This window comes from Kribbella sp. NPDC002412, assembly GCF_053592935.1.
Genome location: NZ_JBSFBL010000001.1, coordinates 261,160 through 284,414, shown reverse-complemented (window position 1 = coordinate 284,414; position 23,255 = coordinate 261,160). Strand labels below are relative to the sequence as shown.

Here is a 23,255-nt window from a genome sequence, read left to right as displayed (position 1 = left end):
CTAAGCGCCGTCCGCCCGTCCCCTGAATTTCAGCCGGTGCCACGTCCGCGGACCCGACTTCAGTACGACGTCCGTCGTGAGCTCGACCGTCATCGCCGGGTCGTCGACCCGGGTTCCGTCGACCGTCACCGCACCCGCGCGAACCAGGCGGCGGAGATCGGAGTTGCTGTTCGCCGGCCGCGCAGCCTGCAACAGCTCGAGAACGGTCGGCGTCGACGCCTCGACCAGCACCTCCGGGAGGTCTGTCGGCTGACGGCCTTCCGAGAACGTCCGCGTGAACGCCTCGATCTCGGCCCGCGCCGCGCTGGCGCCGTGGTACCGGGTGACCACAGCCGCGGCCAGCCGGAGCTTGGCGTCGCGCGCCGCCGGTCCACCGACGGCCGCGGCCGCGCCGAGGCCGGCGACGGTGTCGAGCGGAAGCTCGGTGTAGACGTGCGCGTAGCTCTCCACCAGCGAGTCCGGGATGCTCATCAGCTTGCCGAACTTGTCCCGCGGGCTGTCGGTGAGCGCGATGTAGTTGTTCAGCGACTTCGACTGCTTCGCCCGGCCGTCGATCCCCGGCGTGATCGTCGTCGTGATCACCACCTGCGGCGGCGCGCCGAGGCGTTGCTGGAAGTGCCGGCCGAGCTGCTCGTTGAACAGCTGGTCGGAGCCCACGATGGTGAGGTCGCTGCGCATCGCGAAGCTGTCGTACCCCTGCAGCACCGGGTACACCAGTTCGTGCACCGCGATCTCTCGCCCGGCCGCGACCCGCTCGCGGAACATGTCCCGGGCCATCAGCTGCGCCTGGGTGACCTGGCCGAACAGGCTCAACAGCTCCGCGACGCGCATCCCGTCGTACCACTCGGAGTTCCGCCGGATCTCCAGCACCTCGGGGTCGGTGCGAAGCACGACCGACACCTGCTCGAGGAACGACTGGGCGTTCGCCTCGATCTGCGCCGGGGTCAGCATCGGACGGGTTTCGGAGCGGCCGGTCGGGTCGCCGACCCGGGTGGTCAGGTCGCCGAGCAGGAAGATGACCTGGTGGCCGAGGTCCTGCAGCTGCCGCATCATCCACAGGTTGACCGCGTGCCCGAGGTGCAGGTCGGGTGCGGTGCAGTCGACGCCGTACTTGATCCGCAGCGGCCGGCCGGACGCCAGCCGTTCGAGCAGCTCGCTCTCGCCGACGATCGTGTCGGTGGTACGGCGTAGTCGCTCGACCACCACCTGAGGTTCGGTCATGGGATTCCTCTCGCGAAAGGAGGCACCCCGCAGACGCCTCCGGGCAACAAAAAAGACACAGGAACGGGTTCCTGTGCCGGAGGCTCTGGGTGGACCGAGCTGCGGGGACTACCGAAAGCCGGCCCCTCCCAGAGCCGGTCGATACGCCACGCGTCGCTTGATCACGCTCGACAGGGTAGCAAACGGCCGTCGACTAGGCTCCTGGATTGTGACGGAGGAGCGCGTTGTGCTGCTGGACGAGGCCGGCCGGGCGATCGGGACCGAGGCCAAGGCCACGGTCCACCATGCCGCGACCCCGCTGCACCTGGCGTTCTCCAGCTACGTGGTCGACGAGGCCGGCCGCGTCCTGATCACCCAACGGGCGCTGGACAAGCCGACCTGGCCCGGGGTGTGGACCAACAGTTGCTGCGGGCACCCACTTCCGGGTGAGCCGGTGCCGGACGCCGTACGGCGCCGCCTCGTCGACGAGCTCGGGATCGTCGCGGACCGGGTCGACCTGGTGCTGCCGGAGTTCCGCTACCGCGCCGAGATGCCGACCGGCGTGGTCGAGAACGAGCTGTGCCCCGTCTACCGGGTCACCTGGACCGGCGACCCCACGCCGAATCCCGCCGAAGTGGCGGCGTACCGCTGGGCCGCCTGGCCGCTCGACCTCCCCGAGCTGTCCCCGTGGTGCGTCCTCCAACTCACCGAACTCCGCCGCCTCGGCCCCAACCCACTGACCTGGCCCACGGCCGACCTCGCCGACCTCCCGCCGGCCGCGCGCCTATGACAGCTCGCGGAGGAGATCCGGACCTGGCCAGGGGCGGCGGTTGGTCTCGGCCCCGCGGATCAGTTCCACGAGTCTGGCGTTGACTGGCGCGGTTCGGTCGAGGGATTCGGCGAGGCGGACGACTTCGCCGTTCAGGTAGTCGATTTCGGTGGTGCGGCCGGCCTGGAGGTCCTCCCACATCGAGGTGCGGGCGAGTGGGTCGATGGCGAGCATCTTGGCGGCGAGGCGGCGGAACAGGAAGTCCGGCAGCCGGAGGATCGCCGGGAAGCGGTGCATCGGGACCGGAAGGAGCTTGGCCGGTTCGATGCCGGCGGCATCGAGGAGCCCGAGTGTCTCGGCCTGCGCCGCGGCCAGGCAGCGCCGGTAGGAGCGTTGCGACAGCTCGTCCCGCAACGGCAGGTCGGAGAGCGCGTTGATCGGATTGTTCAAGTTCAGCAGGAGTTTCGCCCACTGCACCGGCAGGATGTCGTCGTGCTGCGTGAGCGGCAGCCCGGCCTTGGTGAAGGCTTCCAGGTACGGCGCCAGCCCCGGATGACGCTGGATGTCGAGCGCACCCTCGGTGCCCTGGTGAAAAACGCCGCCACCCCGGTTCAGCACGTTGAACGGGACCATCCCGGTCACCACGACCTGGTCGGTCAACCGCTCCCGCAGCAACTCGCCGTTGCGTACGCCGTTCTGGAAGCTGACGACGATCGCACCAGGCTTGAGCACCTCGGCCAGCTCGGCAGCCGCGCCGTCCGTCGCCGCCGACTTCACCGTCACCAGCACGAGATCCGCCTCAGCGGCCGCGACCGGTGACGTCTCGTACCGAACGTCTGCCGCCGCCACGCGCAGATCCGCCCCGAGGTAATCCGTCAGGCGCAGCCCGTGCGTGGCCAGCTCGTCCGCCAGCCGCTGCCGCCCGACGAACGTCACCGGCGCCCCGGTCGCCGCCAGCCGGCCGCCGACATAGCACCCGATCCCGCCCGCGCCGTACACCACGATCTTCATGAGTCCACATCCAATCGGATCGCACCGCGATCGGGCAGTGCGATGGCCTCGTTGATCTGCCGCTCGAGTCTCCGGCCGGCCGAGGTCAGCCGGACCCGCCCTGCTCGAAGTCATCTAGGTCGTCTTGGCGGGGAGTTCGACGACGAAGCGGGCTCCGCCGCCGGGGCGCTCGGTGACGTTGATGGTGCCGTGGTGCCACTGGACGTGCCGGGCGACGATGGCCAGCCCGAGGCCGACGCCCCGGCTGCGGTTGCTGGTCTCGCCGCGGCCGAAGCGTTCGAAGATCCGGTCCCGGTCGGCGGCGGGAATCCCGGGCCCGGCGTCGTCGACAGTGATCACGACGCCCAGGCCGCCGGCCTCGACCCCGACGCCCTTGCAACCGCCGGCGTGGTCCTCGGCGTTCTCGACCAGGTTGGCGATCACACGTTCCAGCCGGCGCTTGTCCGCCTGCAGCGTCAGGCCCTCGGCCTCCGGCTCGACCGTCGTCACGTCCCGCCCGGCGGCTGCGTTCGCGGCGGCGCGGACGAGATCGGCGATCCGCACGATCTCTCGGCTGCCCCGATCGCCACCGTCGTCCCGGGAGATCTCCAGCAGGTCGATCACCAGCCGCCGGAACCGTTCGAGATCGTCGCCGAGCAGCTCGACCGGCTCGCGTACGGCGCCCGGCAGCTCAGCGCGATGGTTCTGGATCAGCTGCATCGAGTTCAGCATCGTCATCAGCGGCGTCCGCAGCTCATGGCTGACATCCCCGGCGAACCGCGCGTCGGCCGCCACCCGGCGCTCCAGGTCGGCCGCGGTCTGGTTGAACGACCGCGCCAAGCCTCCCAGGTCGCGGTCGTCCTCGACCTCCAGCCGGGCATCCAGCTGGCCGCGCGCGACCGCGTCAGCCACCCGGGTCAGCGCGGCGAGCGGGCGGAGCGCCAGCGTGCTCGCGAGGCGTCCGACCGCGAGACCGATGAGCACGGTGACCATCGCCGCCACGATCAGCGTGAGTTTCAACGTCCGCAGCGTGTTGTCCAGGCTGCTCAGCGGATGCCACTCGAAGAAGACCTCTCCCGGTCCGCGCAGCGGTACGCCGACGGCGAGCACCGGCTGACCACCGACGACGAGGCGGCGTTGCGCCGTACTGCCGTTGCGGACCTCTTCGAGCAGGTCGGCGGGCAGGTCGGACGGCCGTCCGGTCATCGAGTACCACTGGCCGTCGTAGTACACCATCGAGGACGCGGAGTCGGTGGACGGCAGACTGTTCAGCAGGTCGATCACGCTGACGTTCGGCTTGAGTGTCGCGGTGCCGCACTCGACGTGCTCCCGGTCCGGCCGGCAGGGTTGCGGCGGGCCGAACAAGCCGTACTGGAACGCCGCGGCGTTGTCGGCCGTCTGCACCTGCGCCGACGTCTCGCGCTGGTCGGTGAGGTACTCCGAGACCACGGTCCAGGTGACGAGGGCGAGCACCGCGGACAGTCCGAGGGCGAGCAGCCCGTAGGCCAGCATGACCCGGCCGCGCAGGCTGAGCCCGATCCGTTCCCGCCCCCACCGCGCCAGCCGACTCCGCACCGGTCAGCTCACCAGGCGGTAGCCCAGGCCGCGCGCGGTGACCAGGTGCGACGGGCTGGCCGGGTCGTGCTCGATCTTCAGCCGCAGCCGGCGGATGTGCACGTCCACGATCCGGCTGTCACCGAAGTACCCGTAGCCCCACACCTTCGACAGCAGCTGCTCGCGGCTCAGCACCTTGCCCTCGGCGCCGGCGAGCTCGGCGAGCAGCTTGAACTCGGTCCGGGTCAGCGACAGCACGGTGTCGCCGCGGGTCACCTCGTACCCCAGCACGTCGATCCGCAGGTCCCCAACCACGAGCACCTCGGACTGCCGTGCGTTGGCCGGCTCGACCCGGCGCAGCAGCGCCCGGATCCGCGCCGACAGCTCCTTGGCCACCAGCGGCTTCGTCACGTAGTCGTCCGCGCCCGCCTCGAGCCCGGCGACCACGTCGTGGCTGTCGGTCCGCGCGGTCACCATGATCACCGGCACGTCGCTGGCCCGGCGGATCTCGCGGCAGACCGAGAACCCGTCGCGGTCGGGCAGCATCAGGTCCAGCAGCACCACGTCCGGCGGCTCCCGGCGCAGTGCGGCCATCGCGTCGTACCCGTTGGCGGCCTCGGCGATCTGGTAGCCCTCGTCCTCCAGGGCCAGCCGCAGGACCCGGCGGATCCGCGGCTCGTCGTCGACCAACAGCAAGCTGTGTGTCACCGGTCCAGTGTGACCCACAGCAGGCCCAACTGTGAGTGACGTCTGTCATGACTTCGTCATCCGCGCGCGGACCCCGGGTGACAAGGGTCTGACGGTTCTGTGACCGGCCTTCCGTACGGCGCTCGCGGTCCTAGCTTCGGCCCTATCGAGTCCCGGAGGAGGACCAATGGCCAGAAGACGGCTGGCGGCAGCATCCCTTGCCGCCGTGGCGACGCTCGCGCTCGCCGCATGCAGCAGTGGTGGCGGATCACCGTCCGGATCCGGCAGTACCGCGGCCACACCGGTCACCGGCGGCACCCTGAACATGCTCGGCGCCGGCGATGTCGACTACATGGATCCGAACATCAGCTACTACTCGGTCGGCTACCTGAACCTGCGGATGTGGAGCCGCCAGCTGTTCACCTACCCGGCCGAGCCGGGCGGCGCGAACACCAAGCCGGTGGCCGACCTGGCCACCGAGATCCCGACCAAGGACAACGGCGGGATCAGCGCGGACGGGAAGACGTACACGATCAAGATCCGGCCCGGCGCGCAGTGGAACACGAGCCCGGCCCGGCAGGTGACCGCGGCCGACATGGTCCGCGGCGTGAAGCGGACCGCGAACCCGGTCCAGCCGTTCGGCGGCATCCCGGACTTCGCGAACCTGATCGTCGGCTACAAGGCGTTCGCGGACGGGTTCGCCAAGGTGGACAAGACGCCGGCCGCGATCCAGGCGTACATCGACAAGACGCCGTTGCCCGGCGTGGTGGCCAAGGACCAGACCACGGTCGTCTTCCACCTCACCCAGCCGGCCACCTACTTCGTCGACATGCTCACGCTCCCGGCCTTCTCACCGGCCCCGGTCGAGGTGCTGAAGTACCTGCCGGCCAGCACCGAGCTCGGCAACAACTACCCGTCCGACGGCCCGTACAAGGTCGACTCGTGGGTGCCGACCAAGTCGATCACGTACTCGCGGAACCCGGCCTGGGACGCCTCCACCGACCCGGTCCGCAAGGCGTACGTCGACAAGATCGTGGTGAACGAGACCGTCACCCAGGACTCGGTGCAGCAGCAGCTGCAGACCGGCACGCCGACCGCCGACATGGAGTTCGACGTCGCGCCGCCGCCGTCCCAGCTGCCCGCGCTGCAGGCCAAGAAGGACCCGAACCTGACCATCGGCGACACCGCGGGCTCGAACCCGTACGTCATCTACAACACCGTCTCGCCGAACAACAACAAGGCGCTGGAGAACCCGAAGGTGCGGCAGGCGATCAGCTACGCGATCAACCGCGACCACATCCTGCAGGTGCTCGGCGGCAAGACGCTGAACCCGCCGCTCACCCACGTGCTGCCGGACGTGATCACCGGCTCCAAGCAGATCGACCCGTACCCGTACGACCCCGAAAAGGCCAAGCAGCTACTCGCCGAGGCCGGGTACCCGCACCTGACGCTGAAGTTCCTCTACCGCAACGCGACCGAGGGCAGCAGCAAGACGTTCCAGACGATCCAGCAGGACCTGTCCAAGGCCGGGATCACCGTCACCGGTGTGCCGTCGCCGAACGCGGACTTCTACGTGAAGTACCTGCAGGTGCCGGACGTCGCGCGGCGCGGGGTCTGGGACCTCTCGCTGGCCGGCTGGGGCGCGGACTGGTACGGCAACGCGGCGCTGTCGTTCTTCAACCCGCTGTTCTCCGGTGAGCCGTCGTTCCCACCGGTCGGCAGCAACTTCGGCCTCTACGACGACCCGGAGACCAACTCGCTGATCCAGCAGGCGATCGCGGCGCCGACGACGGACCAGGCCGCCGACCTGTGGGCCAAGGCCGACGCACGGGTGATGGACCAGGCCGCGTTCTACCCGCTGACCAACAACAAGCAGGCGAACTACCACGCCGAGCAGGTGAACAACGCCGTCTACGTCCCCTCGATGCAGAACTACGACCCGACCAACGTGTGGCTCTCCAAGGACAAGCAGGGCGGCTAGCCTCATGGCCCTACTTGAAGTGAGGGACCTGAGGGTCTCCTTCGACACCCCGGACGGCGCCGTCCGTGCCGTCCGGGGGCTGTCGTTCGACGTCGAGGCCGGGCAGACGCTGGCGGTCGTCGGCGAGTCCGGCTCCGGCAAGAGCGTCGCGACCCAGACCATCACCGGCCTGACCAGGGGCGCTCAGGTCTCCGGTACGGCGTACTTCGACGGCACCGACCTGATCACCGCCGACCCGGCCACCCTGCGGCGGTTGCGCGGCGACCGGATCGGGATGATCTTCCAGGACCCGTTGTCCAGCCTGCACCCGCAGTACCGGATCGGCTGGCAGATCGTGGAGATGATCCGGGCGCACGACCGGGCGATCAGCAAGGCGGCGGCCCGGCGACGCGCCGCCGACCTGCTCACGCTGGTCGGCATCCCGCGGGCCGCGGAGCGGATCGACGACTACCCGCACCAGTTCTCCGGCGGGATGCGGCAACGGGTGATGATCGCGATGGCGATGGCGCTCGACCCGGCGCTGCTGATCGCCGACGAGCCGACCACCGCCCTCGACGTGACCGTGCAGGCCCAGGTGCTGAACGTGATGCGCCGGCTCCAGGACCGGTTCGGTACGGCGATCATCCTGATCACCCACGACCTCGGAGTGGTCGCGGAGCTGGCCGACGACGTGGTCGTGATGTACGCCGGCTCGGTGATGGAACGGGCGCCGCGCCGCGACATCTTCTACCGCAACCACCACCCGTACACCCAAGGGCTGCTGGCCTCCCTGCCGGCCCGCTCCGGCGAGCGCCTGACGCCGATCCCGGGCAGCCCGCCGAGCCTGATCAGCCTGCCCGCCGGGTGCCCGTTCGCATCCCGCTGCCCGCACGTGTTCGACAAGTGCCGCGCGGAGACGCCGCCGCTGGCCGACGTCGGCGGCGACCCCCGGCACCAGTCGGCCTGCTGGCTACCCCACGACGTAAGCGAGGCGATCGCGTCATGAACGACGACGTACTGCTGAAAGTGGAGAACGTCCGCAAGGAGTTCCCCACGCACGCGCGGGAGGTGGTCCGGGCGGTCGACGGGGTCTCCCTCGAGGTCCACAAGGGCGAGACGCTCGGCCTGGTCGGCGAGACCGGCTGCGGCAAGTCGACGCTGGCCCGCTGCATGGCGCACCTGTACGACGTGACGTCCGGCTCGGTCTGGTTCGACGGAACCGAGATCAGCACGCTGTCCCGCAAGGCGATGCGGCCGGTCCGGCGCGAGATCCAGGTCATCTTCCAGGACCCGTACGGCTCGCTCAACCCGCGCCGCCGGGTCGGCTCGATCATCGGCGACCCGTTCAGCATCCACGGCATCGCGGCGGGCGCGGACCGGAAGAAGAAGGTCCAGGAGCTGATGGAGCTGGTCGGGCTGAACCCCGAGCACTACAACCGGTTCCCGGCCGAGTTCTCCGGCGGGCAGCGGCAGCGGATCGGGGTCGCCCGGGCGCTCGCGCTGCGGCCGAAACTGGTGATCTGCGACGAGCCGGTCTCGGCCCTCGACGTCTCGATCCAGGCCCAGATCATCAACCTGCTGGCCGATCTGCAGCGCGAGTTCGACCTCACCTACGTGTTCATCTCGCACGACCTGTCCGTGGTCCGGCACGTCAGCGACCGGATCGCGGTGATGTACCTGGGCCAGATCGCGGAGATCGCGCCGACCGCCGACCTGTTCGCGCAGACCCGGCACCCGTACACCCGGGCGTTGCTGTCCGCGCTGCCGGTGGCCGATCCGGACACCGCCGACAGCCGCGAGCAGATCATCCTCGGCGGGGACATCCCGGCCGCGACGAACCCACCGGCCGGCTGCCGGTTCCACACCCGCTGCCCGAAGGCGCGGGCCGACTGCGCCGCGGGCGAGCCGGCGCTGGTCGCCGTACTCGACGATCCGGATGACCACCGGACGGCGTGCATCCATCCACTGGAACTGGGTGAGGACCTGTCGACCGCCGTACCCGACTTGAAGGCGTCATGACCACGGCTCTGGAGTTGGTCGACACGTCGGTCGAGGCGCCGGCGATCGAGGGGCGCAGCCCGTTCGCGCTGGCGTTGCGGCGGTTGGGCCGGGACAAGGTCGCGATGGTCTCGCTCGGGGTGATCGTGCTGATCGTGCTGATGGCGGTCTTCGCGCCGCTGTTCGCGCACCTCACCGGACACCCGCCGAACGAGCAGTACCGCGACATCGGACTCACTCCGGACGGGCTGCCGCGCGGGCCGAACGGGACGTTCTGGCTCGGCACCGACGACCTCGGCCGCGACATCCTGGTCCGGATCGCGTACGGCGCCCGCGCGTCACTGCTCGTCGGTGTCATCGCGACCGCGATCACCGTCGTGATCGGCGTCGTCCTCGGGCTGGCCGCGGGATTCCTCGGCGGGATCGTCGACACCGTGCTGGCCCGGCTGATCGACGTCGTGCTGTCGGTGCCGTTCCTGCTGGTCGCGATCGCGCTGGTGTCGGTCACCGGTCCCAGCCTGACCGTGACCGTGCTGGTGATCGGGTTCTTCAGCTGGGCGTCGGTGGCCCGGATCGTGCGCGGTCAGGTGCTGTCGCTGCGGGAACGGGAGTTCGTCGAGGCGGCCCGGTCCCTGGGTGCGGGCGACGTCCGGATCATGTTCGTCGACGTGCTGCCGAACGTGCTGGCGCCCGTCATCGTCTACACCACGCTGCTGATCCCGGTGGTGATCGTGACGCAGGCGACGCTGTCGTTCCTCGGGCTCGGGCTGCCGCCGCCGACCGCGGACTGGGGCGGGATGATCAGCGCGTCGCAGAACTACTACACGACCGCCTGGTGGTTCATCCTCTTCCCCGGTCTGGCGCTGCTGATCACCACGCTGGCGTTCAACCTGTTCGGTGACGGGGTCCGGGACGCCTTCGACCCCCGAGCGGATCGGACCTAGGACATGGCACTCTTCCTGATTCGCCGGGCCGGCCACGGGATCCTCGTCCTCTGGCTGATCACGGTGGCGGTGTTCGCGCTGTTCTTCGTTGCCCCGAGCAACGTTGCGCAGACGCTCGCGGGCCGGCAGGCGACGCCGGAGACGATCGCGCTGATCAAGCACCGGCTCGGGCTGGACCTGCCGGTGTGGAAGCAGTACCTGCACTTCGTCGAGAACGCGGCGCAGGGCAACCTCGGGTACGACTACTACCACCAGGTGCCGGTGACCACGATCATCGGGCAGGCGCTGCCGATCACGGTCTCGCTCGCGCTCGGAGCCGCCGTACTGTGGTTGCTGCTCGGGGTGTTCAACGGGGTGATCTCGGCGGTGCACCCGCGGTCGCTGGCCGATCGTGGGCTGACCCTGTTCTCGCTGTTCTTCTACTCGTTTCCGTCGTTCCTGCTCGGGCTGCTGCTGCTGTACTTCCTGTACTTCCGGCTCACGCTGGCCGGGTTCAACTGGTTCCCGGCCGGCGGCTACTCGGCGCTGAGCGCGGGGATCGGGCCGTGGTTCCAGCACCTGTTCCTGCCCTGGATCGCGCTGGCCTTGTTGCTGGCGGCCACCTACACCCGGCTGACCCGGGGCTCGATGCTCGACGTCCTGGGCGAGGACTACATCCGGACGGCGCGATCGAAGGGCCTGCGGGAGAGTCGCGTCATCGTCCGCCACGGCCTCCGCAGCGCGATGACGCCGGTGGTGACCCAGTTCGGCATCGACCTGGGCCAACTGGTCGGCGGGGTGGTCGTCATCGAGACCGTCTTCAGCCTGCCCGGACTCGGGAAGACCGCGGTCACCGCGATCAACCAGCAGGACCTCCCGGTCATCATCGGCATCGTTCTCTTCGCGTCGGCCGCGGTCGTGGTGGCCAATCTCCTGGTGGACATCGCGTACGCCGTCCTGGACCCGAGGGTGCGGCTGCACTAAATCAGTTGGTGGCTCTCCGGGATCGACCTACTCTGGGCACATGGCTACTTGCCTCTGTGTCTAGCTGCGGACCCGCTTCCACGCCAGAAGTGTGTCCACTAGCTTTCACGGAGAGTAACCATGATCACCGTCCGCGGTGTAGATATTCGCGTCGGCGCCCACCTGCTGCTGTCCGGCCTTTCCTTCCACGTCAGCCCCGGCGACCGCGTCGGGCTGGTCGGCCGTAACGGCGCCGGCAAGACCACCCTGATGAAGACCCTGGCCGGCGAGGACCGCCCGGCCGCGGGTTCCGTCAGTGTGACCGGCTCCGTCGGGTACCTGCCGCAGGACCCGCGGGCCGCCGACCCGGCCATCACGGTCACCGACCGGATCCTGTCCGCCCGCGGGCTGGACCTCGCCGTCCGCGACCTGCGCAAGGCCGAGGCCGCGATGAGCACCGCCACCGGCGAGGCGCAGGAGCGGGCGATGGCGGCGTACGCGCGGGCCGAGACGCGGTTCCAGGCAGGTGGCGGCTACGCGGCCGAGGCGGAGGCGGCCCGGCTGGCGGCCGGTGTCGGTCTGCCGAACCGGGCGCTCGAGCAGCCGGTCGGCGAGCTGTCCGGCGGTCAGCGGCGCCGGGTCGAGCTGGCCCGGATCCTGTTCGCGCAGCACGACACGTTGCTGCTGGACGAGCCGACCAACCACCTGGACGCGGACTCGGTGCTGTGGCTGCGTCAGTTCCTGCTCGGCTACCCGGGCGGCCTGATGGTGATCAGCCACGACCGTGAGTTGCTGGCGGCAACGGTCAACCGGGTGTTCCACCTGGATCCGCAGCGGACCACGATCGACCTGCACAACACCGGCTGGGCGAAGTACCTCGACCAGCTCGAGCTCGACGAGCGTCGCCGTACCCGGGAACGGGCCACGGCGGAGCGGAAGGCGGCGGTCCTGCACGCCCAGGCGGCGAAGATGCAGGCCGGCGCCAACACGGCCGTCGCCGCGCGCAACATGGCGCGGCGGGCGGACAAGCTGCTCTCCGACCTCGAGCCGGTACGGCGGGCCGCCCGGGTGGCCCGGATCCGCCTGCCGGAGCCGGCGCCGTCCGGCAAGACTCCGCTCCGCGCCACCGGCCTCCGGAAGGCGTACGGCGGCCTGCAGGTGCTGGACGGCGTCGACCTGGCCGTGGACCGGGGGAGTCGCGTGGTCGTGCTCGGGCTGAACGGCGCGGGCAAGACCACCCTGCTCCGGCTGCTCGGCGGTCGCGAGGAGCCGGACGCCGGCCAGGTCGAGCCCGGACACGGGCTGCGGCTCGGGTACTTCGCCCAGGAGCACGACACCCTGGACCTGGCCGGCACGGTCCGGCAGAACCTGGCATCGGTCGCGCCCGGTCTGACCGACGGCGAGGTCCGGAACGTGCTCGGCTCGTTCCTGTTCAGCGGCGACGACGCGGAGAAGCCGGCGCACGTGCTGTCCGGCGGCGAGAAGACCCGCCTGGCGCTCGCCGGGCTGGTCCACTCCGGCGCCAACGTGCTGCTGCTGGACGAGCCGACCAACAACCTGGACCCTGCGTCCCGCGACGAGGTCCTGGGCGCGGTCGGCAGTTACCCGGGCGCGATCGTCATGGTCACCCACGACGAGGGCGCGATCGAGGCCCTGCGCCCCGACCGGGTGCTGATCCTCCCGGACGCCACCGAGGACCTCTGGACCGACGACTACCTGGAGCTGGTCTCACTCGCGTGACTCGATCCAGAGGCCGACGTGCCCAGGCGGTCGCCTACGCGTACCGCCTGGGCCTGGCCTGAGTCAGCCGAGTCGTTCGTCCAGGTGGACGGTGATCTCGTCGCCGGGCTGCTTGCCGATCAGGTCGCGCAGCGTGCCCTTCACGGGGAGTTTGTGGGTGCCGTCGCCGAGCGCCATGAACGAGCTCTCGAACGGGTGGCCGTCCATCGTGCCGCGGACCTTGACCAGGCCGCGGGTGCCGAAGTACTCCGCCGAGCCCGGCATCTGCACGAAGGTCCAGCCGCCCTTCGCGTCGCTCTTCTGCAGCGGCGCGGTGAACGTCTTGTCCAGTTTTCCGGTCTTCTTGGCCACGGTGAGTTCCTCTCTCGGGGTGCCTTCACCCACTAGGTAGAGACCGGCCACCGGTTTTCGACATCTATTGTGGATCGGTGATCACGATCCGCCCGGCCGGGCACTCCGCCGTACCCGAGGTGCTGGCTTTGCTGGACGGCGCGACCGAGTGGCTGGTGGCCCGGGGACGGACCGACCAGTGGGGCACCGAGCCGCACTCGACGAACCCGCGGCGGATCGCGCAGATCACCGGGTTCGCCGACGACGGCGGGCTGTGGGTGGCCGAGGACGACGGGCGGGTCGTCGGGGCGCTGGCCGTGGGCGATGCGATGCCGTACGTGCCGCCCGCCGAGGAGCCGGAGCTGTACGTGCGCCTGCTCGTGACGGACCGGGCGTCCGCCGGCCTGGGCATCGGCACGGCGTTGCTCGACCACGCCCGCAAGCTGGCGCGGGACGCCGGCGTCGGGCTGCTGCGGGTGGACTGCTTCGCCGGTGGCGACGGGGCGCTGGTCCGGTACTACGAGAAGCAGGGGTTCACCCGGATGGTCGAGTTCGCCGTACCGGTCAGGGACTCGGAATGGCCGGGTCAGGTCCTCTTCCAGCGGCTGTGATGGAGCGGTGCACGGTGCCGTGCGCGTCACTGCAGTGCGCGTCCACCTCGTCGCCGGAGGCGTGATCGACCTGGAGGGTCGAGTGCGTCAGGTGGTGGCGCTCGGCCAGTAGGGCCTCGATCCGGACGCGGATCTGGTGGCAGTCGAGGCCTTCCGCGACCAGGACGTGGGCGGACGCGGCCGGTTCGCCGGAGGTGATCTCCCAGACGTGCAGGTCGTGCACCTCGACGACCCCGTCGACGGCGCACAGCTCGGCGCCCAGGGCCTGCGGGTCGAGTCCGGCGGGCGCGGCCTCGAGGAAGATCCGGCCGGAGTCGCGGACCAGCGAAATGCCGGCCTTCAGCATCAGCCCGGCGACGACCAGCGCGGCGATCGCGTCGGCGCGGGCGAACCCGGTGACCAGCACGACGAGACCGGCGATCGCGGTCGCGATGAACGCGAACAGGTCGTTCAGGATGTGCTGATAGGCGCCCTCGACGTTCAGGCTGCCGCGGTTCGCCTTGCTGATCATCCAGGTGGCGAGCAGGTTCACCACGATGCCGACCACACCGGTGATCAGCACCAGCGCGCCCTTCACCTCCGGCGGGTCGATCATCCGGTGGATCGCCTCGTAGACGAAGTACGCCGCGAGCAGCAGCAGCGTGATGCCGTTCGCCTGCGCGGACAGGATCTCGACCCGCTTGAGGCCGAAGGTGAACCCGCCCGCCGGCGGCCGGGCGGCCAGCCGGATCGCGATCAGGGCCAGCACGATCGCGATCGCGTCGGTCAGCATGTGCGCCGCGTCGGTGATCAGCGCCAGCGAGCCGGCCGCGACACCGACGACCACCTCGGCGGCCATGAAGCCGACGATCAGCGCGAGCGCACCGCTCAGCAGCTTCCGGTCGGCGTCGGCGCTGACCCCGTGACCGTGGCCGTGACCATTGCCGTGACCGTGGCCGTGTTCCTCGCTCATGCGTCGGACCTCTCGGGGTGGATGGCGTCGGTGTGCTCGGTGTGCGCGACGGCGAGGTCGACGAGCATCCGGACGTGGGCGTCGTCCAGGCGGTAGTACGCCATCCGGCCGTCCCGCCGTACGGCGACCACCCGGTGCGCGCGCAGCAGCCGCAGGGCATGGGAGGTCGCGGACTCGCTCATCCCGGTGACGGCAGCGAGATCGCAGACGCACAGCTCGCCGTCGAGCAGCGCGACCAGCAGCTTCAGCCGGCGTGGATCGCCGAGCAGGCTGAACACGTCAGCCGTGTCGACCACGTCCGCCTCGGCAGGCATCCTGGCGTTGACGCTCGCCACCCGCTCCGGATCCACGAGCCGGACGTTGCACGCATCGACACTCTGCACATCTGCAGAACTCTTCATACGTCGAGGCTATGCCATGATCCCGCGACACGCCAAGCCACCCGCCACAATCAGCTGATGACCGACTACCCACAGGTGACCGCCTCCGAGCGCCCGATGCTCGAACAGTTCCTGGACTTCCACCGCGCGGGCGTGCTCCGGGCGCTGGACGGCTTGACCGACACGCAGGCCGCTCAGCAGGTGCTACCGGCGACCAAGCTGACCGTCGGCGGCACCGTGAAACACCTCGCCGCGATGGAAGACCTCTGGTTCAGCCACAAACTGCTCAACGCCCCGAGCGCCGAACCGTGGCGATCGGCGCCGTTCGAGGGCCCGGACTGGGAGTTCCACTCGGCGGCGGCTGACTCGGTCGCCGTACTGCGAGAGCTGTACGTCGAGGCGTGCGCGGCCAGCCGGCAGATCACCGCGCGGATCGACTCACTGGATGCGCTCGCGGCTCGGGCGTCGTTCGGGGAGCAGCTGGTCAGTCTGCGGTGGATCTACCTGCACATGATCGAGGAGACCGCGCAGCATCGCGGTCACCTCGATCTGTTGCTGGATGCATTGCGTCAGAAGTAGCGCTGGAGGTCTGGCCAGGCTGCGGTGCGGCAGTAGACCGGGACGATGTCGAGTGGAGTCTCGCGGGTGGTCAGCCCGGGGGAGACCTCCTCGCCGGTCCACACGTCGGTCCAGGAGCCTTCGGGCAGGTACGTCGTCCAGCTCGTGGCACCCGGTTCGAGAATCGGGTTGACCAGCAGGTGGTCGCCGAGGAGGTACTGGTGTGGGTGGTTCCAGATCTCCGGGTCGTCGGTGTAGTCGAAGAACAGCGGACGCATCAGCGGCCGGTCCGTCGCGACGGACCGCGCGGCCTGCTCCTTGAGGTAAGGCACCAGCTGCTCGCGGAGTACGGCGTACTTGCGGAAGATCGGGATCACCCGCTCGTCACCGGTGGTCTCGGCGACGTGCCACGGCGTGCGGTCGCGGAGCGGAAGCTGGTGGTGGTTGAACTCCGAGTGGTACTGCATGATCGGCATGAACGCCGACGCGGCGGTCGCGCGCAGGTACAGCTCCGCGTCGGGCACCGGTCCGGAGAACCCGGCCAGATCCCAACCCCAGTAGACGATTCCGCACGACGCCGCGGTCAGGCCCGCGGTGACGGACGAGCGGAACGCCTCCCAGGTGGAGTCCTCGTCGCCGGCCCAGAAGATCCCGTGCGCCTGGGAGCCGGTGAAGCCCGCGCGGGAGAACGTGACCGGCGCCTTCCCGGCCGAGCGCAGCAGATCGCCGAACGCCCGCGCGTAGTGGACCGGGAAGAGATTGTTACCTTCGTCGCCGCGTCGCCCGTCGGCGTACTGCAGGTCGTGACCCCAGGCGTGCTCACCGCCGTCGGTCTTGAACCCGTCGACGTCGAAGTCCTCGACCAGGTACCGGCGCTTCTCGGTCCACCAGTCCCGGGTCCGCTGCACGGACAGGTCCGGCATCAGCGCCTGCGGGAACCACCAGCCGCGGTTGTGGTACGCCGTACCGTCGGCTTCGAGTACTGCGTGCCCGTCGCGGACCATCGCCTCGGCGTCGGCCGCGACCTGGCCGGTGCTGAACTCCGACTTCTGCAACGGGATCTGCCACAGGATCACCTTGATCCCGCGGCGGTGCAGCTCGTCGATCATCGCCTTCGGCGCCGGCCAGGCGCCGTCCGCTGGGTAGGTGAAGTCGCTCGCCTTGTGCGCGCTGCCGTCGGCGGTGACGTCGTACTGCGCGTCCCGCCAGATAGTGATGCCTTCCTCGTCACTCCAGGCCTCGATCACCACCGTGCCGACCGGAATGCCCAGGTCGCGGTGCGCGTCCATCCGCGCCATCACCAGCTCCTGCGTGTTCCACTCGTTGCCGGAGGCCCACAACCGGAACACCCACTCCGGCAACTCCTCGGCCCGCCCCACCTCATCCAGGAACGCGCGCAGCACCTCGGTAGGCGAGCCCTCGTAAATGCCCAGGTCCACCACCGCCTCGTCCCCGAGCGCAACCTCAACAGTCAGCTCGTTCTCATCCGACGAGAACCACGTCCGGCGAGCCGTCCGCACATGGAACCCCCAACCCCCGTTCACTACATGCGCAAACGGCATCGGCAGGTACGTCCGCCCATGCACCCCCTGCGACTTGTACTGCTCGAACACCACAGCATCAAGCTCGCGCCCGCGCTGATCCAGGGCGTCGTACCGCTCCCCAAACCCCACCACCCGATCCCCAGCCCTCAACGCAAGCCTGAACCGTCCCCGATGCACCCCCTCAGCCGACACCAACCACTCAACCCCCGACACCCGCCCGGCACCCCCGCGCACCTCCCCACCCTCAGCAACCCACACCGCAGGCGAGACCTCAAACCATTGAGTGGTTTCCAGGTCGGTCCTGAAGCGGTACTTCACCGGTTCCGTCACCGGTGGGGTAACGACCGACCAGCCGCCTTCGGCCCCGAGGGATTTCGCCTGGGCCTCGCTCAGGTGGCCTTCGCCGCCGGCGAGGGCTGCTGCGTCGGCGGACCAGTCTGCGGCGGGCGACAGCTCGAGGGTTGTCGTGCCCCAGTCGCACACGACTCGGGTCACGTCGGGGGAGGCTACGACGCCCAGGCGGACCGGTTGGCCGGTGAGGGGGAGGACGGGGACGCGTTGGTCGGGGGAGGAGGCGTAGGGGTGCTCGATGCCGTACGGGCGATGGGTGATCATTCAGGCCGCCTTGCGGGTGATGCCGAGCTCGTCGGCGAGGATCAGGTACATACCGTGCGACCAGAGCAGCGGACTGGCCACGGTCCCCCAGCGCGCGATCCACTCGTCACGCGAACCGGGGTGCAGGAGGTGATGCGGCACCTGCTCCGGCAGATCGCCGGCGGCGTCCGCCTGGGCCGCGATCCACCGCAGATGCCGCCAAGCGCCCTCGGTGTCACCGGCGACGGCGAGGTTCCACCCCAGCAACGCGGACAGCAGGATCCACTGCCCACCGCCGTAGAACACATCCGCCGTGAACCGATGCACCCCACCGTCGACATCCAGGTCCCGGGCAACGGCTTTGAGCGTCGCCGCAGCCACCTCCCCCGACACCAGACCAAACGGTACGACGCAAGCCGGCAACGACCCGTCGACCGCCGACGAGCCCAGCCATTTCGTCAGGTGACCGTCACGGACACCTTCCGCCTCAACCAGCGCCCGGATCCGCTCGGCAACCACCGACACCGGCTTGGACGTATACGGGCTGACGGCAACCAACCCGCCGTAGATCGCGCCGAGTGTGGACACGTGCCGGTGCTCGACATGCTCCTCCCACCAGTCGTAACAAGGCCGGTCCCAGAACGCGATCAGATAGTCCACCGCAACGTCGATCCCCGCCCGCCACCGCTCGAGCTCCAGCCCGTGCCGCTCCGCATGCGAGACCACAGACCACAACCACATCCCATAACCGTCGGTCTGAAAGTCCCACCAAGGATCCGACCCATCAGCCCCGTCGAACGTGAACCGAGTAGGCAACATCTCCGAGTCCGCCGGTCGTTCCCCCCGACTCACCGCCGCACACAACGCATCCACCTGCCCGCGCCGCTTCCCGAGCACCCCGTTCACCCAGTCATGAAACCGAGAAGCCGACCCCACGTCCCCGAACCGCGAAACCCCCTCCGCCGTGAACGCCCCGTCCCGCAACCACGCATACCCCTCATACGCCGAAAACCCAGGCGCCGCCGGATAAGCCCCACCCCCATCCTGAAACCCCGTGATCACCGCATGACTCCGCTCAGCGAGCGCCTGCAACCCACTGACATCCACACGCGCGCCAATCACTTCTTGAGGAGTCCGTTCACCTTGGTTTGGGCGTCGGCGAGGGCCTTCTCAACTGTTTTGCGGCCGGCGGCCGCGGAGGTCAGTTCTTGGGTGACCAGGTCCTGCATTTCCTGCTGGCGTTCGACCACGGGCGGGAGGACGGTCTCCTCCAGGGCGGTGAAGACGGCCTCGCGGTTGGCGGGCTTCGGTTGCTGGAGGTACGGCGTCAGCTTCGACTCGTCCGCGACCGGCGGGAGCTCCCACGAGGTGGCCAGACGGGTCTTGGTGGTCTCGTCGGAGGACGCGAGGAAGGTGATCCACTTCTGCGCGGCCTCGGCGTTCTTCGACGCGGCGTTCACCACCAGGCCGTTCACGAACATCGCCGACGCCTTCTGCGTGTTCCCGGGCTCGACCACGACGTCCCAGTCGAACTTCGCGTCCGCGAGCGCCGAGAACATCCAGATCCCGGTGTGCCACATCGCGAGCTTGCCGGACTTGAACAGCTTCGAGTCGAAGTCCGGCGTACCGGCGCCGTCCGCCTCGGTCGGCATCGTCTTGCCGACCTTGTCGATCAGGAACCTCGCCGCCTCGACGCCCTGCGGCGAGTTGAACGTCGCCTCGGTCCGGTCCGCGTTCAGGAACTCGCCGCCGTTCTGCGCGAGCACCTTGTAGAACTCGTTGTACGACACCGGCTGGTAGTCGCCCCACACCTTGGCGCCCTTGTTGGTCAGCTTCGCGGCCGCGGCCTGCTCGTCCTTCCACGTCCACGACGCGGTCGGCTCAGCCACCCCGGCCTGCTTGAACAACGTCTTGTTGTAGAACAGGACGACGTTCGAGAACGACTCCGGTACGCCGTACTGCTTCCCGTCGGCCGTGAACGCGTCGTACAGCGACTTCTTGTAGACCGACGAGTCGACGTCCTTCAGCTCCGCGAGCGACCCGTTCTTCGCGTACGTCACGAAGTTCTCGTAGTTGAGCTCGAACGTGTCGGCTGCCGTGCCACCAGCCACGGCAGTCTGCAGCTTCGTGAAGTAGTTCGCGTACGGAACGGTCTCGACCTGGACGGTGATGTCCGGGTTGGCGGTCTGGAAGGCGTTGACGATCGCGGTCAGGTCCTTCTCGTGGCCGTCGTTGGCGGAGAAGTTCATGTACCGCACGACGGCCTTGCCGTCCGGCGCGGCCGCTTCCTTGGTCGCGGACCCCTGCCCGCAGGCAGTCAGCGCGAGCACACCGGCGAGGCCGGCGGCAGCTAGCTTCAGTGAACGCATGTGTGGTTCCCCTCCTACTTGATGCCGGTGTGTGCGACACCGGCGATGATGTGGCGCTGCGCGAGCAGGTAGACGATTGCGATCGGCACGATCGAGACGACGGAGCCCGCCATCACGACGTCCCACTGGGTGGTGAACTGGCCCTGCAGCGTGGCCAGTCCGAGCGGCAGTGTCATGAACTCCGGAGACCGGATCACGACGAGCGGCCAGAGGAAGCTGTTCCAGCTGCCCATGAACGCGAACACCGCGACGGTGGCCAGCGCCGGCCGGATCAGCGGCAGCACGATGGTGGTGAAGATGCGCAGGTGCCCGGCCCCGTCGATGGTGGCCGCCTCGTCCAGTTCGTTCGGTACGGCGGTGACCGCCTGCCGGAGCAGGAACACCCCGAACGCGGACGCGATCGTCGGCGCCAGCAGCGCGAAGTACGTGTCCTGCAGGTTGAGCGTCTTCATCTCGATGAACAGCGGTACGACGAGCACCTGCAGCGGCACCATCAGCGTCGCCAGGTAGCAGCCGAAGATCGCGTTCTTCAACGGGAACCGCAACCGGGCGAACGCGTACGCCGCCATCGACCCGGTGACGAGCTGGAACACCGTTGACGCGATCGCGATCAGCAGCGAGTTGACCAGGATCCGCCAGATCGGCATCGCGTCGAGCAGGGTCCGATACGCGTCGACAGTCGGATTGTCGACAATCAGCGTGGGCCCGTCGGCGAGCGATCCCTCCGGCGTGATCGAGGTGATCACGGTCCACAGGAACGGGAACAGCATGATCGCTGCGCCGGCCAGAACCGCGACGTACAAGGCGATCCGGCGCGGAAGCGAGCGGGTGTCACGCATAGTGCACCCACTTCCGCTGGCCGCGGATCTGGATCACCGTGATCACCAGGATCAGCGCGAACAGGATCCAGGACAGCGCGGACGCCTCGCCGGCGCGTCCGTACCGGAAGGTCAGGTCGTAGATCTGCCCGACCACCACCTGGCTGGAGCCGGCCGGCCCGCCGGCGGTCATCACGTACACCTGGTCGAAGACCTGGAAGCCGTTGATCAGTGAGATCACCACCACGAAGAAGGTGGACGGCGACAGCAGCGGCAGCGTGATCCGCCAGAACCGCTGCCAGCCGCTCGCCCCGTCCACGGTCGCCGCCTCGTAGACGTCGGACGGGATCGACTGCAGCCCGGCCAGCAGGATCACCATCACGAACCCGAGGTCCTTCCAGGCCGACGAGAGGATCACCGCGGGCAGCGCCCACTGCGGGTCGGTCCACCAGCCGGGTTCCGGCAACCCGATTGCCCCGAGCAACTGGTTGACCAGGCCGTTGGCCGGGTTCAGCAGCCACTTCCAGACCAGCGCGACGACCACCCAGCTGGTCACGACCGGCAGGAAGTACGTCGCCCGCAGGAAAGCCCGGCCCTTCAGCTTCTGGTTGAGCGCGAGCGCCAGCCCGAGACCACCGACGTACACCAGCGGGAGATAGCCGGCGACGTAGAGCAGCGTGTGCAGGAACACCCGCCGGGTCATCGGATCGGTGAGCAGGTTGGTGTAGTTGTCGAGCCCGACCCACTCCATCGGCGAGATCAGGTTCCACTTGTGCAGGCTGACCCACAGGCTCGAGATCATCGGCACGAGCGTGAACACAAACAACGGGATGGCGCTCGGCAGCAGGAAGAACAGCACCCACCCGAGCTTCTTCCACCCCATCGCCCGCCGACCGGAACCAGGCCGCGCCGGCGTGACCACGTCCGGTCGTGGCAACGTCGCCGTACTCACGACGCCCCCAGCCGCGCGCGGACCATCCGGCCCTGCTCGCCGCCGTTGCCGGTCGAGTCGAAGGGCGACGCCAGCACCAGCGACGCCGCGCCGCGCGCCCACTGGTCCTCGGTCCACGGCTCGACCACCACGGGCACGCCTTTGCGGGCCGGCAGCAACGATCGCCGGAACGACGGCTCGAACCCGGTCTCCCAGAACTCCCATCCGTCCACCCCTTCACCCAGCAGTACGACGACCTCCGGGTCGACGGTGTGGATGACACCGGCCAGCGCTCGCCCGAGCAGCTCACCCGCCGCTGCGTAGACCGCCTGCGCCTCCGCGTCGCCTGCGGTTGCCGCAAGCAACAGTTCGTCGAGCGACCCGATTCCACAGCGCACCCGCGCCGTACGCAGCAGACCCTCGACGCCAATGTAGGCCTCGAGGCAGCCCGTCGAGCCACACGTGCACACCGGCTCGTCACCGCCGGACGCCCAGACCGGGATGTGCCCGATCTCGCCGGCGCCGCCGTTGGCGCCGCGGTAGATCCCACCGTCGACGACGATCCCGCAGCCGATCCCGCGTCCGATCGTCACCACCAGGTACGCCGAATGGTCACGACCGATCCCGTACAGGCGCTCGGCCGCGGCCAGCGTGTTCACGTCGTTGTCGACCAGCACCGGCGTTCCGATGGCCTGGCGCAGCACCGGGCCGACCGGCGCGGACCGCCAGGACAATGTCGGCGCGTCGACGATCCCGGACGCCTGCGAGTCGACCGAACCGGGTACGCCGACGCCGACCCCGAGCAGCCGGTCGTCCAGATCAGCGACCGATGCCGCGAGGATCCGGCCCAGCTGGGGGATCGCCTCGCTGCTGCTCGGGTCGTAGGGATGCGACCGGGTGGCGCGGACCGTCCCGTCGAGCTCGACCGTGACGACGGCGACGTGGTCGGCGGTGACCTTGGCGCCGATCGCCACTCCCGCCTGGCTGACCAGGCCGAGCAGCCGGGCCGGCCGGCCGCCGTTCGACGGCACGGACTCGAGCTCCTCGACCACGCCGCGCGCGATCAGGTCCTTCGTCACCTGAGTGACGGTCGCCGGGCTGAGCCCGAGACTGCGCGCGATGTCGGTCCGCGACGTCGGCCCCCGGGTGCCCAGCAGTGCGACGATCCCGGACGGCACCAGATCGCCCCGCGGCCCCTGACCTGTCACTTCCCCACCTCCGCTGCGCACTTACTTCGGCACTAAATTTAGTCCAAAAGTAAGCACCGCCGGTGGAGATCTGTCAAGGGGCTGTCCCGGGGTGCATGATCGGCGCCACATCGCACTCTGAGACGATCGTCACGGCCGGTCATGTCCTGAGTAAGGACTGTGTGAAGAATCAGTGC

General features: G+C 69.2%; 22 protein-coding genes. 9 read left to right on the top strand and 13 right to left on the bottom strand.

Annotation, left to right across the window (positions count from 1 at the left end; all coding sequences use genetic code 11):
* Positions 1 to 1,221 (bottom strand): tyrosine--tRNA ligase, encoded by a 1,221-nt coding sequence (gene tyrS, locus ACWCOV_RS01425; protein ID WP_449827234.1) that lies wholly within the window; start codon positions 1,219 to 1,221, stop codon positions 1 to 3.
* Between the two features lie 208 nt (positions 1,222 to 1,429).
* On the opposite strand from tyrS, the gene idi reads away from it, so the two are divergent.
* Entirely contained in the window at positions 1,430 to 1,990 is a 561-nt protein-coding gene (gene idi / locus ACWCOV_RS01420; protein WP_449827233.1) for an isopentenyl-diphosphate Delta-isomerase, read from the top strand.
* On the opposite strand, the gene ACWCOV_RS01415 is transcribed toward idi, so the two are convergent.
* The 3 genes from ACWCOV_RS01415 to ACWCOV_RS01405 all read right to left on the bottom strand — a co-directional run bounded on the left by ACWCOV_RS01415 (position 1,985) and on the right by ACWCOV_RS01405 (position 5,221).
* The gene (locus ACWCOV_RS01415) at positions 1,985 to 2,980 is read right to left on the bottom strand and encodes a 2-dehydropantoate 2-reductase (protein ID WP_449827232.1); all 996 of its coding nucleotides are present in this window, start codon (positions 2,978 to 2,980) and stop codon (positions 1,985 to 1,987) included. The genes idi and ACWCOV_RS01415 overlap by 6 nt on opposite strands.
* Positions 2,981 to 3,094: 114 nt before the next feature.
* Positions 3,095 to 4,534 carry a HAMP domain-containing sensor histidine kinase gene (locus tag ACWCOV_RS01410; RefSeq protein WP_449827231.1) on the bottom strand — a complete coding sequence of 480 codons (1,440 nt, stop codon included), beginning with the start codon at positions 4,532 to 4,534 and terminating at the stop codon, positions 3,095 to 3,097.
* Positions 4,535 to 4,537: 3 nt separating this feature from the next.
* Entirely contained in the window at positions 4,538 to 5,221 is a 684-nt protein-coding gene (locus ACWCOV_RS01405) for a response regulator (RefSeq protein ID WP_449827230.1), read from the bottom strand.
* 166 nt (positions 5,222 to 5,387) lie between these two features.
* Here ACWCOV_RS01405 and ACWCOV_RS01400 point away from each other — a divergent pair, with 166 nt between their 5' ends.
* The 6 genes from ACWCOV_RS01400 to ACWCOV_RS01375 all read left to right on the top strand — a co-directional run bounded on the left by ACWCOV_RS01400 (position 5,388) and on the right by ACWCOV_RS01375 (position 12,784).
* Complete coding sequence (locus ACWCOV_RS01400; protein WP_449827229.1) at positions 5,388 to 7,181, top strand: ABC transporter substrate-binding protein; 1,794 nt, start codon at positions 5,388 to 5,390, stop codon at positions 7,179 to 7,181.
* Positions 7,182 to 7,200: 19 nt separating this feature from the next.
* A complete protein-coding gene (locus tag ACWCOV_RS01395; RefSeq protein WP_449827228.1) occupies positions 7,201 to 8,166 on the top strand; it encodes an ABC transporter ATP-binding protein in 966 nt (321 codons plus the stop codon).
* Positions 8,163 to 9,179, top strand: a complete 1,017-nt coding sequence (locus ACWCOV_RS01390) for an ABC transporter ATP-binding protein (RefSeq protein ID WP_449827227.1) — start codon at positions 8,163 to 8,165, stop codon at positions 9,177 to 9,179. Before ACWCOV_RS01395 ends, ACWCOV_RS01390 begins: the two co-directional genes overlap by 4 nt.
* The gene (locus ACWCOV_RS01385; RefSeq protein WP_449827226.1) at positions 9,176 to 10,102 is read left to right on the top strand and encodes an ABC transporter permease; all 927 of its coding nucleotides are present in this window, start codon (positions 9,176 to 9,178) and stop codon (positions 10,100 to 10,102) included. Before ACWCOV_RS01390 ends, ACWCOV_RS01385 begins: the two co-directional genes overlap by 4 nt.
* A gap of 3 nt (positions 10,103 to 10,105) precedes the next feature.
* Positions 10,106 to 11,065 (top strand): ABC transporter permease, encoded by a 960-nt coding sequence (locus ACWCOV_RS01380; RefSeq protein WP_449827225.1) that lies wholly within the window; start codon positions 10,106 to 10,108, stop codon positions 11,063 to 11,065.
* A 120-nt stretch (positions 11,066 to 11,185) separates the two neighbouring features.
* Positions 11,186 to 12,784, top strand: a complete 1,599-nt coding sequence (locus ACWCOV_RS01375) for an ABC-F family ATP-binding cassette domain-containing protein (protein WP_449827224.1) — start codon at positions 11,186 to 11,188, stop codon at positions 12,782 to 12,784.
* Between the two features lie 63 nt (positions 12,785 to 12,847).
* Here ACWCOV_RS01375 and ACWCOV_RS01370 read toward each other — a convergent pair whose 3' ends face one another.
* The gene (locus ACWCOV_RS01370) at positions 12,848 to 13,135 is read right to left on the bottom strand and encodes a DUF1905 domain-containing protein (protein ID WP_449827223.1); all 288 of its coding nucleotides are present in this window, start codon (positions 13,133 to 13,135) and stop codon (positions 12,848 to 12,850) included.
* A 77-nt stretch (positions 13,136 to 13,212) separates the two neighbouring features.
* Between ACWCOV_RS01370 and ACWCOV_RS01365 the strand changes: the two genes are divergently transcribed.
* A complete protein-coding gene (locus tag ACWCOV_RS01365; protein WP_449827222.1) occupies positions 13,213 to 13,725 on the top strand; it encodes an N-acetyltransferase family protein in 513 nt (170 codons plus the stop codon).
* Here the strand turns inward: ACWCOV_RS01365 and ACWCOV_RS01360 are convergent.
* Both ACWCOV_RS01360 and ACWCOV_RS01355 read right to left on the bottom strand, forming a co-directional pair.
* A complete protein-coding gene (locus tag ACWCOV_RS01360; RefSeq protein ID WP_449827221.1) occupies positions 13,679 to 14,677 on the bottom strand; it encodes a cation diffusion facilitator family transporter in 999 nt (332 codons plus the stop codon). The genes ACWCOV_RS01365 and ACWCOV_RS01360 overlap by 47 nt on opposite strands.
* Positions 14,674 to 15,078, bottom strand: coding sequence for an ArsR/SmtB family transcription factor (locus tag ACWCOV_RS01355; RefSeq protein WP_449827220.1), 405 nt, complete (start codon positions 15,076 to 15,078; stop codon positions 14,674 to 14,676). Before ACWCOV_RS01355 ends, ACWCOV_RS01360 begins: the two co-directional genes overlap by 4 nt.
* 57 nt (positions 15,079 to 15,135) lie before the next feature.
* Between ACWCOV_RS01355 and ACWCOV_RS01350 the strand changes: the two genes are divergently transcribed.
* Entirely contained in the window at positions 15,136 to 15,636 is a 501-nt protein-coding gene (locus ACWCOV_RS01350; protein ID WP_449827219.1) for a DinB family protein, read from the top strand.
* On the opposite strand, the gene ACWCOV_RS01345 is transcribed toward ACWCOV_RS01350, so the two are convergent.
* Genes ACWCOV_RS01345 through ACWCOV_RS01320 form a run of 6 tightly spaced genes read right to left on the bottom strand, consistent with a single transcriptional unit; the run spans position 15,627 to position 23,079 of the window.
* A complete protein-coding gene (locus ACWCOV_RS01345; RefSeq protein WP_449827218.1) occupies positions 15,627 to 17,774 on the bottom strand; it encodes a glycoside hydrolase family 31 protein in 2,148 nt (715 codons plus the stop codon). The two genes, ACWCOV_RS01350 and ACWCOV_RS01345, sit on opposite strands and share 10 nt — an antisense overlap.
* On the bottom strand, positions 17,775 to 18,860 hold the full coding sequence (locus tag ACWCOV_RS01340; RefSeq protein ID WP_449827217.1) for a glycoside hydrolase family 15 protein: 1,086 nt from the start codon (positions 18,858 to 18,860) through the stop codon (positions 17,775 to 17,777). It lies immediately after the preceding gene.
* An 11-nt stretch (positions 18,861 to 18,871) separates the two neighbouring features.
* Entirely contained in the window at positions 18,872 to 20,122 is a 1,251-nt protein-coding gene (locus tag ACWCOV_RS01335) for an ABC transporter substrate-binding protein (protein WP_449827216.1), read from the bottom strand.
* A gap of 14 nt (positions 20,123 to 20,136) precedes the next feature.
* Entirely contained in the window at positions 20,137 to 20,961 is an 825-nt protein-coding gene (locus ACWCOV_RS01330) for a carbohydrate ABC transporter permease (protein ID WP_449827215.1), read from the bottom strand.
* Positions 20,954 to 21,892 (bottom strand): carbohydrate ABC transporter permease, encoded by a 939-nt coding sequence (locus ACWCOV_RS01325; protein WP_449827214.1) that lies wholly within the window; start codon positions 21,890 to 21,892, stop codon positions 20,954 to 20,956. Before ACWCOV_RS01325 ends, ACWCOV_RS01330 begins: the two co-directional genes overlap by 8 nt.
* Entirely contained in the window at positions 21,889 to 23,079 is a 1,191-nt protein-coding gene (locus ACWCOV_RS01320) for an ROK family protein (protein ID WP_449827213.1), read from the bottom strand. The genes ACWCOV_RS01325 and ACWCOV_RS01320 overlap by 4 nt, the downstream gene beginning before the upstream one ends.
* Between the last annotated feature and the right edge of the window lie 176 nt (positions 23,080 to 23,255).

Bases quoted from the DNA above. Each gene is read 5' to 3' on its own strand.
- ACWCOV_RS01330 (WP_449827215.1), bottom strand. From the start codon at position 20,961: ATGCGTGACACCCGCTCGCTTCCGCGCCGGATCGCCTTGTACGTCGCG.
- ACWCOV_RS01350 (WP_449827219.1), top strand. From the start codon at position 15,136: ATGACCGACTACCCACAGGTGACCGCCTCCGAGCGCCCGATGCTCGAA.
- ACWCOV_RS01415 (WP_449827232.1), bottom strand. From the start codon at position 2,980: ATGAAGATCGTGGTGTACGGCGCGGGCGGGATCGGGTGCTATGTCGGC.
- tyrS (WP_449827234.1), bottom strand. From the start codon at position 1,221: ATGACCGAACCTCAGGTGGTGGTCGAGCGACTACGCCGTACCACCGAC.
- ACWCOV_RS01390 (WP_449827227.1), top strand. From the start codon at position 8,163: ATGAACGACGACGTACTGCTGAAAGTGGAGAACGTCCGCAAGGAGTTC.
- ACWCOV_RS01345 (WP_449827218.1), bottom strand. From the start codon at position 17,774: ATGATCACCCATCGCCCGTACGGCATCGAGCACCCCTACGCCTCCTCC.
- ACWCOV_RS01355 (WP_449827220.1), bottom strand. From the start codon at position 15,078: ATGAAGAGTTCTGCAGATGTGCAGAGTGTCGATGCGTGCAACGTCCGG.
- ACWCOV_RS01360 (WP_449827221.1), bottom strand. From the start codon at position 14,677: ATGAGCGAGGAACACGGCCACGGTCACGGCAATGGTCACGGCCACGGT.
- ACWCOV_RS01385 (WP_449827226.1), top strand. From the start codon at position 9,176: ATGACCACGGCTCTGGAGTTGGTCGACACGTCGGTCGAGGCGCCGGCG.
- ACWCOV_RS01375 (WP_449827224.1), top strand. From the start codon at position 11,186: ATGATCACCGTCCGCGGTGTAGATATTCGCGTCGGCGCCCACCTGCTG.
- ACWCOV_RS01335 (WP_449827216.1), bottom strand. From the start codon at position 20,122: ATGCGTTCACTGAAGCTAGCTGCCGCCGGCCTCGCCGGTGTGCTCGCG.
- ACWCOV_RS01380 (WP_449827225.1), top strand. From the start codon at position 10,106: ATGGCACTCTTCCTGATTCGCCGGGCCGGCCACGGGATCCTCGTCCTC.
- ACWCOV_RS01400 (WP_449827229.1), top strand. From the start codon at position 5,388: ATGGCCAGAAGACGGCTGGCGGCAGCATCCCTTGCCGCCGTGGCGACG.